Below are 14,431 nucleotides of genomic sequence, written 5' to 3'. Positions count from 1 at the left end.
CTAGCAAAAAAACGTGGTGGCAGTCAGCCCCGCAGGCCCCGGGCGGCCCCGGCCGTGGGGAAAGTCGGGGGCGGGGCGGTATCTTGGCGCGGTGCTGCGCCGGGGCGGCTGCCGGGCGCGTCGGGGTTAAGCTAAACCCGGCGGGGTCGTGGTGGTTTAAGCCGGAGCCGCAAAACTTAACGAACCATAATCATGCAGCGGGTTTCCCTGACGGAGCTGGCCAAACGCCTCAACCTGTCGCCGTCTACCGTGTCGCGCGCCCTGGCCGACCACAACGAGGTGAGCGAGGCAACCAAGCAGCGGGTGCGGCAGCTGGCCCGGGAGCTTAACTACCAGCCCAATCAGCTGGCCGCGGCGTTGCGCCGGGGCCGCAGCGGCACGCTGGGCGTGCTGGTGCCGCACATCACCGGGCACTTCTTCCCGCAGGTGGTCCACGGCATTGCCACCGAAGCCAGCCGGGCGGGTTTTACGGTCATGATCTGCCAGTCGAACGAGGACGCGCAGCAGGAGCGGCGCAACATCGAGCTGCTGCGCCACAACCAGGTGGAGGGCATCCTGGTGTCGCTGGCCAACACCACCCAGGACATCAGCCACTTCGAGGAGCTGCGGCAGCAGGGCGTGCCGCTGGTGTTTTTCGACCGCGTGGTGGAGGATTTCCGCGGCACCAACGTCAGCGCCGTGGTGCTCGATGACTACCAGGGCGCCTACCAGGTGGTGGCGCACCTGGTGGCCCAGGGCTGCCGCCGCATTGCCCACTTCAGCGGCCCGCTGCACCTGAGCATCCACAAAAACCGCCACCAGGGCTACCGCGACGCCCTGCTGGCCCACAACCTGCCGGTGGATGAGGACCTCATTGTGTTCTGCCCGCAGACGCAGGCCGGCGGCGCGGAGGCCATGCAGCAGCTGCTCCGCACCCTGCCCGCGCCGCCCGACGCGGTGTTTGCCTCCAACGACCTGGCGGCCGTAGGGGCCATGCGCGTGGCCAAGCAGGCCGGACTGCGCGTGCCCGAGGACCTGGCCGTGGCCGGCTTCAGCAACGAAACCTTCACCACCCTCACCGAGCCCAACCTGACCACCGTGGACCAGGGCTGCGAAACGATGGGTATTTCGGCCGTGCGCCTGCTGGTGCAGATGCTGCACACCACCGCCGAGCAGCGCAAGCCCCAGCCCCGCAACGTGGTGCTCAAGCCCCAGCTGCTGGTGCGCGAATCGTCGTTGCGCAAGCCGCGGGACTAGGCAACCCGACGCAAAAAGCAAGCGGCGGCTACCCGGGAGGGTAGCCGCCGTTTTTGCTGACGGGCGCGACACTCCCCTCCTCAGTTGAGGAGGGGACGCCGCCGCTTTAGCGGTGGCTGGGGTGGTTGCGTCGTTGCTGATGTTGTTTGGCCGGCACGTCAATCGGCCGCCGATGGGGCGGCGGTGAACCAGCGCGGCTAAGCGGGGACCAGTAGTAAAAGGCACTCGTTCTTGTTCAATCAGGAAGTTACTACCTGGTGTCAGCAACGGTGGTCAACCACCCCCGTTGCCGCTAAAGCGGCAACATCCCCTCCTCATCTGAGGAGGGGAGTTGGTCGTTCTACCGGTCCTGCTTCACCAGGCGCTTGTGAATCGTTTCGCCGTCGAGCTGCAGCACCAGGGAGTATACACCGGCGGGCAGTTGGGCTACGCTCAGGCGGTTATTGCGCACCGTGGTGGTCAGCACGCGGCGGCCGGCTAGGTCGTACAGCGTCACGGGGCGGCCTTCCAGGCGCAGGGGGGCCTGCAGGCGCAGCTCGCCGGTGCTGGGGTTGGGGTAGAGGCTGACGAGGGCGGAGTGGGCGCTTTCGCGCACGGCTAAAGGGCTGCTCACGCGGCTCAGGGTGTTCAGGCTCTGGGCCAGGTTCACGAGGGAGTCGGTGCTGACGACGCGGCGGCCGTCGAGGGGGGCGTACAGCTCCAGGCTGGACTTGAGCAGCGAATCGGCGGCCAGGGCCCAGATTTCGTCCTGGTTCATGCCCGAGCGGTAGAACAGCCAGTCGCGCAGCTGCACGCGGGCCGGGGCCTGGTTGCCGCCCAGATCAAGGCGGGTAGGGCGCAGGCGCTCCTGCACCGTGCCTTCCCGCACGCTGTCGACGTAGAGCTGGGTGGCGCCGCGGGCGTAGTAGTGGGTCAGCAGCAGCTGGTGCCAGCGGTTGTCGTTGACGGTGACCGAGCCCGTAATCGTGCGCCCTTTGGCCGACTGGTACACCAGCTTGCCGTTCGAGTCGATGCGGACGGTGCCCGCGCTCAGGCCGGCGCTGTCCTGCACCTCTACCAGGCGGCCGCTGCCGCTGGTGCGGAAGCGCACGGTGGTGGTGAAGGGGTGTACTACTTCCTCGGGCGTGAGCCGGATAAGCGGGGCCGGAGTGGTGGCGCCATTGCGCAGCGTAATTCCGGCGCTGCTGCGGCGGGCGGGCAGGGGCTTATTGGCATTCAGCGCATCGAGGAGCGAGGGCACCAGGGCGTAGGACATTTCGGCGTGGCCCCGGTCGTTGGGGTGCAGTGCGTCCCACCAGTAACCCTCGGCCCAGCGCCCGTTGCCGTCGTCGACGGCGCCGAGCAGGTTCACGCTGGGTACGTTCCAGCCGGCGAAGTTCAGGCCCGTGCCGGCCCAGTCGCCCACGGCCGCCGCGGCGGGGCTGATGAGCAGGTTGTAGTTGCTGCTGGCCGCCGGCCAGTTCGTGGTGCTGGCCGTGCCCAGGGCGTAGGCGGCGCTGCCGGTGGCGGCGGGGCGGCCGTTGTAGAGCAGGTTGTTGCGCAGCTCCACCGCGGCGGGCGTGGCGGTGGCGCTGCGCCAAAAGGCGTAGCTGCTGGCTGCGGCGGCCGGGGCCGGCGGCAGGTACACCGAGTTGTAGTAGTAGGCGTTGGTGCCGCCGGTCGAGAGGTCCAGGATGCCGTAGCTGAGCTGGGTGCTCGTGCCGGCCGCCAGGCTCAGCTGGTTGTTGGCAAACGTGGCCGCCGAGGCGCCCAGCACGGCCAGGGCGCGCACCCGGTCGGCGTTGGCGCCGGTGCCGGCCGAGCCGCCGTACACGTTCCCGACGCGGTTGCGCTCCACCACCGAGCCCGCGCCCAGGGCCCCGCACTGCAGGCCCGTCACCACGTTGGTACTGCCGGTGGCCGCGCCATTCACCGTGCCCACGTTGCCGATGCGGTTGTCGCGCACGGTGGCCGCGCCCATCACGCCCGAGGTCGGCCCGACGAAGATGCCAATGCTCTGCACGTCGGAGCCGGTGGTGCTGTTGAGCACGCCCGTCACCTGGTTGCCCGTCACGGTGGGCGCGGCGCCGGTGCCGCCCACGTAGATGCCGCGCAGGTTGGCCTTGCTCGTGCCGGTGGCCTGCACCGTCGTCACCTGGTTGCCCGCGATGGTGCTGTTGCCGCCGGCCCAGATGCCGTACACCGTGTTGCCGGTGCTGGTGCCCGAGTAAGTCACGTTCGACACCTGGTTGCCCGTCACATTGGAGCCGGCCGTGAAGTTGTTCTGAATGCCGTAGAGGTTGCTGGTCAGCCCGCTCTGGCTGAGGTTGCTGATAACGTTGTCGGTGAGGCTGACCGCGCCCGAGCCCGTCGACTGAATGCCGGCCAGCTGGGCGGCCGTGGTCAGGTTGCTGCTCAGCCCCGTGATGGTGTTGGCGGCTACCGCAGAGGCCCCGTTGCCGCTCAAATACACGGCCGTCAGCAGGCCCGCCGTGGTGCTCAGGCCGCCGAAGCTGTTGTTCTGAATGGTGGCCGTGGCGGCGTTTTCGACCTGAATGGCGTACAGCGGCCCGGCCGCCGCGAGGCCCTGCCCGCTGCCCGTGCCGCCAAAGGTATTGGGCGTCACGGTGCCGATAACGGCCGCCCCGTTCTGCAGATCAACGCCGTAGAGCACGCCCGTCGAGGCCGAGCTGATGTTGCGGATGGTGTTGCCCTGCACGCTGCAGGGCGCGGTGGTGCCCACCGACAGAAAAATCGGGTACACCACGGCCGTGCCCGTAAAGGCCATGGCCGCGCCCGTGGCGCCGGGGGCCGCCCCGCCGATGCTGTTGCCGCTGACTTCCACCCCGCTGGCGCCGTTGGCCACCACAATGCCGTAGAACACGCTGGCCGTGGTGCCGGCCGTCTGGTAGATGTGGTTGTTGCGCACGGCGTGGCCGCTGCCGAACGTCACCCGGATGGTGCGGATGCCCGCGGCCGCCCGCGTGGCCGTCTGGTACAGCTGGTTGCCGCTGATCAGCCAGTTGCCGCCGCTGCCGGTGTCGCTGAGGAACACCCCGCCGGCGGTGAAGTTGTAGATGTTGCAGTCCTGCACGGCGTTGTCGCTGTTGGCCGTAGCGGCCGGCACCCCGCCGCTGGCCGCGCCGGTGCCCAGCGAGTAAATGGCGTTGGCCGGTACCGTGCCGGGGGCCACGCCCAGCTCGCGCACGTCGCAGCCGAGCAGGGTATTAAAGTCGTTGCCGGTGCTGCCCGTGGTGGTGCCGAACAGCACCGTGCCGCTGTTGCCGCCGGTGTTGGCCGATTCCAGGGTGAGGTAGCGCAACCCGTTGTAGGTGGCGTCGTTGCGCAGCACCACGGCCGGGCCGTTGGCGGTGTTGCGCACCGTAATGGTGCGGGCCGCCGAGCTGCCGTTGGAGCCGTCGAGGCTGAAGTAGTCGGTGCCGTCGAGCACCAGCAGGCCGGTGGCCACGCTGCCCGTAATAAGCGGCGTGACGCCCGCGGCGGGCACTACGCGCACGGTGTTGGTGGCGCTGCTGCCCCCGATGGCGGGCACCGTCAGCGCGCCGGTGAGGGAGTAGCTGGCGTCGAGCAGCTGCAGCGTCACCGGGCCGCCGATGCCCGCGCCCAGGGCCGCTACGGCGTCGGGCAGGGTGGGGTAGGTGCGGGCCGCATCGGGCGAGGGGCTGGTGCCCACGTAGTAGGTGCCGCTGAGCTGGGCCCAGGCGGCGGGGCCGCTCAGCAGCAGCCCCAGCAGCAGCAGGTGCCGGCCCAGGCGGGCGGGGTGGGAGTAGGGGTGGGACATAGAAGGCAGGTAGGAGGCGCGGGAAGGGGCCGGCAGCAGTGGCTGCGGCAGACGTTGGCGCTGATTTTCCGCAAACGTTTGGGGTACTACACCGCTACGCCCCCGCACCCTTACTCACCCGCGAAGAAATTTGCCCCGGCCACCCGGTCCGCTGCCGGGTCGGAGTTAGACGAATCAGACAAAAAATGGACGGATGGGGCTCAAAACCCGCGAAATAACCCCGCAACTTAAATTTTTTCGGGGTTGGGCATAGGGTGTAAGGCGAGTTGGGTGTAATACTGCAAACGATTGTGGCTGCCGGCTTGGCTGAGGGCAGCGCGTCGTTTGGTCCGCGCTGCTCTTTCCGCCCCAATCGGGGGGCATTTCCACAACCCAAACCCCAACGCTTATGCGCACCCTTACCCGCCCCTGGCTGGCGAGTCTGCTGGCCGCCGCCCTGGCCCACCCGGCCGCGGCCCAGACCGTCAATCTGTGGATGACCACCGGCGACCAGACCAAGCTGCTGCAGCCCCAGGCCGCTACCAGCTTCGGCGCCAACACCGGCACGGCCGGCACCACTATTACCGTCAATGACGGCACCACGTACCAGACCATCGACGGCTTCGGGGCCTCGATGACGGGCTCCTCGGCCTACTTGCTGAACCAGAAGATGTCGGCCAGCCAGCGCGACGCGCTGCTCAACGACCTGTTTACCGGCTCGGGCATCCGGCTCACCTTCCTGCGCCACAGCATGGGCGCCTCCGACTTCTCGGCCTACGGCAACTACACCTACGACGACAGGCCCAGCGGGCAGACCGACCCGAACCTGACCGCGTTCAGCCTCGGCCCCGACCTCACCGACGTGGTGCCCATGCTCAAGGCCGCCCGCACCAAGAACGGCGCCATCAAGGTGATGGGCACCCCCTGGACGGCCCCGCCCTGGATGAAGGAGCAGTACCAGTGGGCCGGCGGCTGGCTGAGCACCGCCTGGTACCAGACCTACGCCAACTACTTCGTGAAGTACGTGCAGGCCATGCAGGCCCAGGGCGTGCCCGTGTACGCGGTGACGTTGCAGAACGAGCCGTTGTACGCCGCCCCCTACGTGTCGATGCGCATGGACGCGGGCAACCAGGCGGCGTTTCTGAAAAACAACATCGGGCCGGCCTTCCAGAACGTGGGCATCACGACCAAGCTGGTGGTGTACGACCACAACTGGGACAACCCCAACAACTACGTGCAGAACGTGTTTGCCGACGCGGGGGCGGCCCAGTACGCGGCCGGCTCGGCCTGGCACGGCTACTCGCCCACCAGCGGCATTCCGAACCAGACGGCCGTGCACGACGCCTACCCCACCAAGGACGTGTGGTTTACGGAAGTCACCGGCTCGGCAGGCTCCAGCTTCTCGGGCGACTTGCGCTGGCACCTCTCCAACATCATCATCGGCACCACGCGCAACTGGGCCAAGGCGGCGCTGGAGTGGAACCTGGCCCTGGACCAGGGCAACGGCCCCACCAACAACGGCCCCGCCACCTGCCGCGGGGTGGTGACCATCAATAATTCCAACGGCGCCGTGACGCGCAACGTGGAGTACTACGCCCTCGGGCACGCCAGCAAGTTTGTGGACCCGGGCGCGGTGCGCATTGCCTCCAACTCGGTGGCCGGCGGCATCGAAAACGTGGCCTTCCGCAACCCCGACGGCACCCGGGTGCTCATCGCGCTGAACAACGCCAACTCCGCGCAGACCTTCAAGGTGGTGTGGAACAACCAGGCCTTCACTTACTCGCTGCCGGCCGGGGCCGTGGCTACCTACAAGTGGAGCGGCACCAGCACCCCGAGCAGCGGCCCGCAGATCGGGCGCATCTACCAGATCAGCTCCAAGAACGGGGGTAAGACCATGGAAGTGTCGGCCAACTCCACCGCCAACGGCGGCCGGGTGCAGCAGTGGGGCTGGGCTGGTGCGGCCAGCCAGAAGTGGCGGCTGGTGGACGCGGGCGGCGGCTACGTGCGCATCGTGAACCTGAACAGCAACAAGAGCCTGGACATTGCCGGCCCCAGCACCGCCGACGGGGCGCTGGTGCACCAGTGGGACTGGGCCTCGGCCGACAACCAGTATTGGCAGATTCTCGACAACGGCGACGGCACCTACCGCATCATTAGCAAGTACAGCGGCAAGGCCCTGGACGTGCAGAACAACTCGACCGCCGACGGGGCCGCCATTCAGCAGTGGACTTACGGCGGCGGCAACAACCAGCGCTGGTACTTCTCCGACCAGGGCGCGGCCCGCGCCGCCGCGGCTCTGGCTGATGCGCCGCTGGCCGCCAGCCTGGCCGTCTTCCCCAACCCCGTCGACCAGCAACTCACCATAGCCTACACTGCGCCCGAAACCCAGGCCGTGAGTTTGCAGCTGCTCGACGGGCTGGGCCGCACGGTGCTGCGCCACCCCATCCGGGAAGCCCACGCCGGGCAGAACCGCCTCACGCTGGACGTGGCCGGGCTGGCGGCCGGCATCTACACGCTGCGCCTCGACACGCCCGCCGGGCCGCGGCTGCAGCGCCTCAGCATCAGTCACTAATGCCTAGTCCGAAACCTCAATTCCACGCCGCCGCGGGCGGTTGAACGACGAATCCTGGTCGGCCCTGCGGGGGCGGCCAGGATTGTCTGTTCCCGGCCCCACCGCTTCTAACCCCGATTTCCGATGAGCCAACTACTTACCCGCGCCCTGCGCCCCTTGCCACTGCTAGCTGCCGCCGCGTTGGGGCTGAGCCGGCCGGCCGCCGCCCAGAGCTTTCTGCACGCCGACGGCGGGCGCATCGTCAACGCCAGCAACCAGGAAGTGCTGCTCAACGGGGTGAACCTGGGCGGCTGGGCCCTGCAGGAAGGCTACATCGTGAAGCCGGGCTGGCCGGGCTTCAATGGCAAGCAGACCCAGGGCACCGTGAAGCAGGCCCTCTACCAGGCGGGCATGAGCGACGCGGACGTGGAGGCGTTCTACCAGAGCTACCGCAACAACTTCATTACCAAGCCCGACATCGACTTTCTGGCCTCCAAGGGCTTCAACTGCCTGCGCCTGCCGCTGCACTACGACCTGTTTCTGACCCCGCAGCAGCGGGCGGTGCGCAACGCGGTGCTGCGCGGCACCACCACCTACGCGGCCTACGTGCAGAGCCTCACGGGCTGGTACCAGCAGAACCAGCTGTTCGTGGACCCCGCCAATATGGAGGCTTACCGGCTCATCGACAACGTGCTGGACTGGGCCGCGGCCAACAACATGTACGTGGTGCTGGATTTGCACGCCGCGCCCGGGTCCCAGGGCACCGACGCCAACATTGCCGACTCGCTCACGCCCCTGGATTTGTGGAACCAGCCCATCTACCAGGACATTACCGAGCGGCTGTGGAGCAACCTGGCCGCGCGCTACCGCCAGGACGCGCGCATTGCCATGTACGACCTCATCAACGAGCCCAACAACGTGCCCTCGAACCAGCAGATCCGGGGGCTGCTGCAGCGGCTCATCAACGCGGTGCGGGCCCAGAACGACCAGCACCTGCTGCTGCTGGAAGGCAACGGCTGGGGCAATGACTACAACTACATGGAGCGGCGCAACTTCGCCAACAACGCCAACCTGGTGTACAGCTCGCACCGCTACAGCGGCGCCACCTACCCGCTCGACAACAACGTGAACTCCGCCGACCCGGGCAACGCCAACAACCTGCGCACCATCGGCAACCTCACCCGCTTCCGCACCGACAACTCGGCCCCCATCTGGGTGGGCGAGACGGGCGAAAACACCGACCAGTGGATGCACGACGCGGCCGTGGCCCTGAACTCGGTGCGCATCGGCTGGTGCCACTGGACCTACAAGCGCTTCGACGCGGTGGGCAACGCGGCCCTGATGCGCATTCCGCCGCCCTACATCGTGGACGGGCCGGCCGGGCTGCCGCAGGTGCTGCAGAACATTCGCTTCGGCGGGGCGCTGGCCAACTCCGCCCTCGACGCCATTGCGCCCAACCAGAACGGCATCGTGAACTACCCCGGCGGCGGCTCCTACAACGGCCTGACCGCCCCGCCGCTGCAGCGCATCGTGTGGCTGCAGGGCTCCAACGGCAAATACGTGTCGAGCGAGGGCGGCTACCAGCCCATGACCTGCGTGCGGCCGACCTATGGCCTGTGGGAGCAGTTTGCGGTGGAGCCGGCCGGCGCCGCGGGCCAGGTGGCCCTGCGCAGCCGCGCTACCAATGGCTACGTGTCGGTGCCCGGCCTCACGGCCCCGCTCACCTGCACCAGTCCGAGCGTGGGCGCGGCCGAAACCTTCGAGTGGCTCATCAACGCCGACGGCAGCATTTCCTTGCGCGGCAGCAACGGGCGCTACGTGTCCTCGGAGTTCGGGGCGGCGCCCATTACCTGCAACCGGCAGAGCATCGGGCCCACCGAGAAATTCACCTTCGGCATCAGCGGCAGCACCGCCCTGAGCAGCCGGGCGCCCCGGCGCGAGGCTGTCAGTTTCTTCCCGAACCCGGTGTCGACCACCCTGACCTATGAGCTGCCCGGCGGCGCGGCCCACCAGCTGCGCGTGCTCGATGCGGCCGGCCGCGTGGTGCTGCGCCGCCCGGTGCCCGCCGCCGCCAGTCCGGCCCGTACCCTCGACCTCACCGGGCTGCGCCCCGGGCTGTATCGGGTGGAGCTGCGCGGGGCTGATTTTCACAACTCGTTCAACGTCAGCAAGCAGTAAAGCGGTAAATCGTCTGTCATCCTGACGAAGGAAGGACCTTCCTCCAACCCCGCACCACCGTTGATGCCAACGTGCCAATGCTCATCCACACCAATGATTGAACACAACCGCCCTGACACCAGAACGTCTGCAGCTAGGACTCGACCCGCCGTGCAAGGTTCGAGGAAGGTCCTTCCTTCGTCAGGATGACGTTCTGATTTCCACCCGCCAACACATTCATTTCCTCTTTTTCCGCTTATGAGTACTGCCACCTCCACCTGGGCCGCCGGCCTGCTGCTGGGCGCCGCGCTGCTGACCGGCCCGGCCTCCGAGGCTCAGACCACCAAAACCAAAGTCAAAACCAAGTCGGCCGCGACGAAGACCACTGCCGCTCCGGCGGCTACCGGCACCTACTCCGCCGCCGGCCGGCAGGCCCAGGTGTACCTCACGGCTCAGGGCACCAACAGCCGGATGGCCGCCACCGAGAAGCTGAGCTTCCGGGAGGTGGGGCAGCCGCTGGAAACCCAGCCCACGGTGTTTGTCGACCCCACGCACCAGTACCAGACGCTGGTGGGCATTGGCGGGGCGCTGACCGATGCCGCGGCCGAAACCTTCGCCAAGCTGCCCAAAGCCCAGCAGCAGGAGCTGCTGCGCGCCTACTACAGCCCCACCGAGGGCATCGGCTACACGCTGGCGCGCACCAACATCAACAGCTGCGACTTTTCGAGCGACACCTACACCTACGTGGCCGACGGCGACCGGGAGCTGAAGACGTTCAACCTGCAGCACGACGAGAAATTCAAGATTCCCTTCATCAAGCAGGCCACCGCGGCGGCCGGCGGCAAGCTGCCCCTGTACGTGAGCCCCTGGAGCCCGCCCGCCTGGATGAAGGACAGCGGCTCCATGCTGCAGGGCGGCAAGCTCCGGCCCGAATTCCGCCAGGCCTGGGCCAACTACTACGTCAAGTTCATCCAGGGCTACGAGAAGCTGGGCCTGCCGGTGTGGGGCCTCACGGTGCAGAACGAGCCCATGGCCAAGCAGAAGTGGGAGTCCTGCATCTTCACGGCCGAGGAGGAGCGCGACTTCGTGAAAAACTTCCTCGGGCCCACCCTGCACAAGAGCGGCATGGCCGACAAAAAGCTCATCGGCTGGGACCACAACCGCGACCTGGCCTTCCAGCGCGCCGCCACCCTCTTCGACGACCCCGAGGCCAGCAAATACTACTGGGGCCTGGGCTACCACTGGTACGAGACGTGGACCGGCTCCGCCATGCAGTTCGACAACCTGCGCCGGGTGCACGAAACCTACCCCACGAAGAACCTCATCTTCACCGAGGGCTGCGTGGAAAACTTCAAGCTCGACCAGGTAAACGACTGGAAGCTGGGCGAGAAGTACGGCAACTCGCTCATCAACGACTTCAACGCCGGCACTGTGGCCTGGACCGACTGGAACGTGCTGCTCGACGAAACCGGCGGGCCCAACCACGTCGGCAACTTCTGCTACGCCCCGGTCATTGCCGATACCAAGGCTGGCAAGCTCATCTACACCAACATCTACTACTACCTCGGGCACTTCTCCAAGTTCGTGCGGCCCGGCGCCCGGCGCATTGCCACCGCCAGCTCCCGCGACGTGCTCCAAACCACCGCCTTCCGCAACGTGGACGGCTCGGTGGCCGTGGTGGTGATGAACCAGACCGACCAGGAAATGCCCTTCCAGCTCTGGATCAAGGGCCAGGCCGCCCCGGTCACCAGCCCCGCCCACTCCATCATGACGCTGGTGCTGTAGGGTGATTCAGCAGAGCGGCAAACAGAACGTCATATCGAGCATGTCGCGCATCAAGCGAGGATCGAGACATCTCGCGTGCTGATGCCGGATAGTATTCTTCCCGTTGAGGTTGCTGTCAGTCAGCAGCAGGCGAGATGCTTCGCTGCGCTCTGCATGACGTTCTGGTCGTTCAACGGATTCACGCGGATGTCTCGATCCTCGCTTGATGCGCGACATGCTCGACATGACCAGGTGCCCCTGCATTATGCTTTTTTCCCTCTTCCTGCTGCTCCTGGCTGCGCTGCTTTGGCGGTCTGCGGCGGCCCAAACGGGCACAACCCAAACGGCCCCGCCGAAGGGCATTGTCGTTCAACGATACGCGAACTAAAAGTTTGCGCTACGGCGCGGACAGTCCCCATCATCCTCCCGCTTTACCCATGCCCGCATGAACCGCCACTTCCGCCTGCTCGGCCTGGGCCTGCTGCTGAGTGCCGCCGGGCCCGCCGCGGCCCAACAGCTCGACGCTAGAAAAGCCCTGAAAGCGGCCGAAAAGCAGTACCGGGTGCTGCAAGTAGAAACCGACAAGGCCCGGCGCAGCGCCAAGCCCGGGCAGCTGACGCCCCGCACCGGGGAAAACGGCCAGCTCAAGCTGGTCGGCACGCCCGACTGGACCAGCGGCTTCTACCCGGCCAGCCTGTGGTACCTCTACGAGTTGACCCGTAAGCCCGCCTGGCTGCGCGCCGCCCGGGCTGAAACCCAGTGCATCGAGCCGGAGCAGCACAACACCACCACCCACGACTTGGGCTTCATGGTGTACGGGCCCGCGGGCCACGCGCTGCGCCTGACCCAGGACGCGCACTACCGCGCCGTTATCATCCAGGCCGCCCGCTCGCTCAGCACGCGCTTCAACCCGCGGGCCGGCGTTATCCGCTCCTGGGACCAGCACAAGGACAGCTGGCAGTTTCCGGTTATCATCGACAACATGATGAACCTGGAGCTGCTCTTCGAAGCCACCCGCCTCAGCGGCGACTCCACCTTCTGGCGCGTGGCCGTGACGCACGCCAACACCACGCTGCGCCACCACTTCCGGCCCGATAACAGCTCCTGCCACGTCGTCGACTACGACCCGCAGACCGGGGCCGTGCGCGGGCGCCACACCGCCCAGGGCTACGCCGACGAGTCGGCCTGGGCGCGGGGCCAGGCCTGGGGGCTGTACGGCTACACCCTCTGCTACCGCTACACCCGCCACCCCGCCTACCTGGCCCAGGCCGAACGCATTGCCGCCTTCATCCTGCGCCACCCCAACCTGCCCGCCGACCGGGTGCCCTACTGGGACTACAACGCCCCCGACCTGCCCACCGCCCCGCGCGACGCCTCCGCTGCCGCCATTGCCGCCTCGGCCCTGTACGAGCTGGCCGGCTACGCCCCCGCCCAGGCCGCCTACTACCGCCAGCAGGCCGACGCCACACTGCGCAGCCTGAGCCGCCAGTATACCGCGCCCGCCGGGCAGCACCACGGCTTTCTGCTGCTGCACAGCACCGGCCACAAGCCCGCCGGCAGCGAAATCGACGTGCCCATCTGCTACGCCGATTACTACTACCTCGAAGCGCTGCTGCGCGCCCGGCAGCCGCGCCCCTGAACGACAACTCCCCTCCTCAGATGATTCTGCGCATCAAGCAGAGGCGGGACGCCGCGCCGCCGGCGTGGCTGGGGTGGTTGACCGTCGTTGCTGACGCCAGCCAGTAACTTCCGACGCCTGCGCAAAGCCAACCCGTTTGCACAGCCTGACTATGGGCCGCTCGTCAGATAACGGAGTCGCCAAAGCCGGGCTCTACCCCCCCAGCATCAGCCCACCGCGCCGCTTTTTGCCGCGCCCGGTTTGGCGCTTCCACCCTCGTTCCCGAAATTGGAAGGCCGCTTTGCCGGCCGCCGGCCTGGTGGCCGATGGTTGTCCTTTTCGCCGGGCCCCCGGGCCGCTATGCTCAATCGTCATGACTGAAAACCGGGTGCGGGTGCTGATAGTGGAGGACGAGGCCGTGCTGGCCCTCGACCTGGGCGACATGCTCGAAGCCGAGGGCTACACCGTGGTGGGGCCGGCCCGCAACGGCCGCCGGGCCCTGGAGCTGTTTCAGCAAAACCCGGTGGACCTGGTGCTCTGCGACATCCACATCCAGGGCGACTGGGACGGCATCGAGACGGCGCAGCAGCTGCGGGCGCAGCGGCAGGTGCCCATTATCTACCTCACGGCGCTGTCGGACAAAGAAACGCTGGACCGGGCCCTGCTCACCACGCCGGCCGCCTACCTCACCAAGCCTGCCACCGCCCCCGGCCTGCGCGCCGCCATCGAGCTGGCCCTGCACTCCTTTGCCCGGCAGGTGCTGCCCATTGCCCCGGCCACCGGCGTCACCGCCACCGACCGGGAGCCGCTCTCGCGCGAGTCTATTCTGCAGCTCGACGACCACGTATTCATCAAGCACAACTACCAGTTTGTGCGCGTGCCCATCGGCGACATTCTGCTGCTGGAGGCCGACAACACCTACACCACGCTCATCACGGCCCAGCGCAAGTACGCCCTGCGCCTGACGCTGAGCACCGTGCTGGAGCGCCTGAGCGTGCCGCAGCTGGTGCGCGTGCACCGCTCCTACGCCGTCAATATTCAGCGCGTGGAAGCCTTCGGCGAAACCGAGGCCACCGTGGCCGGGCAGCTGGTGCCGCTGGGCCGGCAGTACAAGGACGCCTTCCTGCAGCACTTTCAGTTTCGGTAAGAGGGTCAGGGTATGAGGATGTGGGGGTAGGAGGGTAGGAGTTGTTGAGTTTAAGGGTTATTGCGGTTGGGAGTTTGAGAGGGAAGGGGTCTGGGAGGCTGCCGCCCTGCTTTTTCCACGCCCCGCGCCGGTTAGCTCCTCAGCCCTGCTCAACTCCTGGATTCCCAGCCGCAACAACTCTTGCCCTCCTACCCCCAT

The 14,431-nt window shown here is 67.3% G+C and carries 7 protein-coding genes; 6 read left to right on the top strand and 1 reads right to left on the bottom strand.

What is annotated here, in order from left to right:
* Positions 1 to 192 precede the first annotated feature (192 nt).
* Complete coding sequence (locus EJV47_RS12815; RefSeq protein ID WP_126693548.1) at positions 193 to 1,236, top strand: LacI family DNA-binding transcriptional regulator; 1,044 nt, start codon at positions 193 to 195, stop codon at positions 1,234 to 1,236.
* A gap of 340 nt (positions 1,237 to 1,576) precedes the next feature.
* Here EJV47_RS12815 and EJV47_RS12810 read toward each other — a convergent pair whose 3' ends face one another.
* Positions 1,577 to 5,017, bottom strand: coding sequence for a T9SS type A sorting domain-containing protein (locus EJV47_RS12810; protein ID WP_126693547.1), 3,441 nt, complete (start codon positions 5,015 to 5,017; stop codon positions 1,577 to 1,579).
* A 388-nt stretch (positions 5,018 to 5,405) separates the two neighbouring features.
* Between EJV47_RS12810 and EJV47_RS12805 the strand changes: the two genes are divergently transcribed.
* The 5 genes from EJV47_RS12805 to EJV47_RS12785 all read left to right on the top strand — a co-directional run bounded on the left by EJV47_RS12805 (position 5,406) and on the right by EJV47_RS12785 (position 14,233).
* Positions 5,406 to 7,568, top strand: a complete 2,163-nt coding sequence (locus EJV47_RS12805) for an RICIN domain-containing protein (RefSeq protein WP_126693546.1) — start codon at positions 5,406 to 5,408, stop codon at positions 7,566 to 7,568.
* 123 nt (positions 7,569 to 7,691) lie between these two features.
* Positions 7,692 to 9,725, top strand: a complete 2,034-nt coding sequence (locus EJV47_RS12800; RefSeq protein WP_126693545.1) for a cellulase family glycosylhydrolase — start codon at positions 7,692 to 7,694, stop codon at positions 9,723 to 9,725.
* A gap of 237 nt (positions 9,726 to 9,962) precedes the next feature.
* Positions 9,963 to 11,489, top strand: a complete 1,527-nt coding sequence (locus EJV47_RS12795; RefSeq protein ID WP_126693544.1) for a glycoside hydrolase family 30 protein — start codon at positions 9,963 to 9,965, stop codon at positions 11,487 to 11,489.
* 424 nt (positions 11,490 to 11,913) lie between these two features.
* Positions 11,914 to 13,107 carry a glycoside hydrolase family 88 protein gene (locus EJV47_RS12790; protein WP_126693543.1) on the top strand — a complete coding sequence of 398 codons (1,194 nt, stop codon included), beginning with the start codon at positions 11,914 to 11,916 and terminating at the stop codon, positions 13,105 to 13,107.
* A gap of 352 nt (positions 13,108 to 13,459) precedes the next feature.
* Positions 13,460 to 14,233 carry a response regulator gene (locus EJV47_RS12785; protein WP_126693542.1) on the top strand — a complete coding sequence of 258 codons (774 nt, stop codon included), beginning with the start codon at positions 13,460 to 13,462 and terminating at the stop codon, positions 14,231 to 14,233.
* The last annotated feature ends 198 nt before the right edge of the window (positions 14,234 to 14,431 follow it).

This window comes from Hymenobacter gummosus (assembly GCF_003970915.1).
GTDB lineage: Bacteria > Bacteroidota > Bacteroidia > Cytophagales > Hymenobacteraceae > Solirubrum > Solirubrum gummosum.
Note: the sequence above shows the minus strand (reverse complement) of the source record. Positions and strands in the feature narration are given on the sequence as shown.